1 protein-coding gene is annotated in these 1806 nt (G+C 33.3%); it reads left to right on the top strand.

Going from position 1 to position 1806, the window contains the following annotated elements; translation table 11 throughout:
• The first annotated feature begins 664 nt into the window (after nt 1-664).
• Nucleotides 665-1546 carry a hypothetical protein gene (locus tag VLM92_RS08275; protein ID WP_325275867.1) on the top strand — a complete coding sequence of 294 codons (882 nt, stop codon included), beginning with the start codon at nt 665-667 and terminating at the stop codon, nt 1544-1546.
• Nucleotides 1547-1806 lie beyond the last annotated feature (260 nt).

Genomic DNA, 1806 nt, shown 5'->3' with positions numbered 1-1806 from the left:
AATAAAAATGAACTGTTCCTTCAGAAAAAAACGGCCCCACCAATTGAAGGCAGGGCCTTATTGAATAAAAGTATTATAACACTCCTAATGCAGAAAGCAAGCTAATTATTTGTTTTTTAAAATAAATATTAGAATGCGTATTTAAACGTACAATAACGAAGTGTTATGCGAATAATGTCAGAGACGGATCTGTATGGCAAGGTTTGAAATTTGATCATACGTTTATGATATTTGTATGGTGAAGGAATTTGCATTACTTAATGTTACCAACTAATTTAAATTAAAAAGAAATGTAGGATTCGGACGGCATTTCTCAATCGAAACAAACAAGACGGATACAATATATAGTGACTATCTTTCAGTTTTCAAACTTTTGATACTTGAGAAAATTAGATACCAATAGGGGCTTTTGAAGCTGTTGATACCTTGCAACAAGTCCAAATATCTAATGATTACGAACTGATGTGATACTGAAAACATATCTAGTCCTCAGTATCAGCATATTAATGAAAACTTGGTAATCCACTCACCACTACATATTGTATGTGTCCATTCCAAATTACAATTAATTATGAAATTTTTCACTAAAGGTTTTCACCTAATTAACGATAATCAAATAAGAATATCAGAAAGAAAATATATTTTTTATCCAGGGAGGAACAAAATGAATTTGAAAAGGATTACCGAGGTTTTCTTAATACTGTTATCCGTAACAATAATCACAACTCCAGGTATCTCATCAGTATTTAAAACTCCAAGTAACTTATCCGTCAACAGTTTTAGTGAACTTCTTGATAAATCAAAAAAAGCTGAAAAAGCAGGCCATATGGAGGAAGCCCTAAAACTCCTAAAAGAGGCAAATAAACTTAAACCTGAAGACATTGTTGTTATTTGGAATATTGCGAAGATATATTATGCTAATAATAATAATCAAAAATGCATTGATTGGTGTAACAAAGGGCTTCAAATCAATGAGCGATCCACCAGTTTACTTCTTGGTAGAGGAATTGCCCAAAAAGAAGAAGGCAACTTGCATAAGGCTGAAGCAGATTTAAAAAAAGCTATTAATATAGATCCTAAATGGGAAGTGCCATATATAGTCTTAGGTGAAGTATACGAAAAGTATTCAAATAAGGAGTTTGACGATGGGGGATTGTTAGAGCTTGCAATAAAAAACTATGAAAAAGGTATGATTCTGGCAAAAACCAATAACAATCAAGAATTGGAGAAGTACGCTAAATCCGAATTAATTATTGCATTAATAAATGCATTCCCTGATGATGATTCTAAAGCGTTAAAATATAGAAAGCGGGCTGTGGAGTTGGGACCCAATCTTTGGATTACGAATTATAAATTGGCTGAGCAATATAATAGAGACGGCAAGTTAAAAGAAGCGTCCAAATGGGCCCAGAAAGCCATGGGAATTAACGGTATCCCAGATAATGAAAAAACTAAATGCGAATCAATAATTTATGAGGCGTATGTTTCTTCATTAAAAAGTGGAAGAGGGAAGGTTAAATCAATTAAAGACGCAGTTGCTAAATAAGATGCGTCTAATAGTACGGACTTCATTTATTCACCACCGGTAAATGCACCAAATGGCAAGAAAGAATATTTTGTTTGGCAGGGTAAACTTGATTCTGTAAAGGACAAATTTTTTGGGTCTGATATCTATTTAAAATTTGAAAATAGTGAATATAATGTTGAAATAAAAAACCATTGTGTCCATGAAGATGGGGTTTGGCAATCCCAATGCTTTACCCCATCTTCATGCCTGTATGTGGGCATATGACCGGATTCCTTAGT

The organism is Romboutsia sp. (assembly GCF_035470145.1).
Taxonomy (GTDB): domain Bacteria; phylum Bacillota; class Clostridia; order Peptostreptococcales; family Peptostreptococcaceae; genus Romboutsia_D.
Note: the sequence above shows the minus strand (reverse complement) of the source record. Positions and strands in the feature narration are given on the sequence as shown.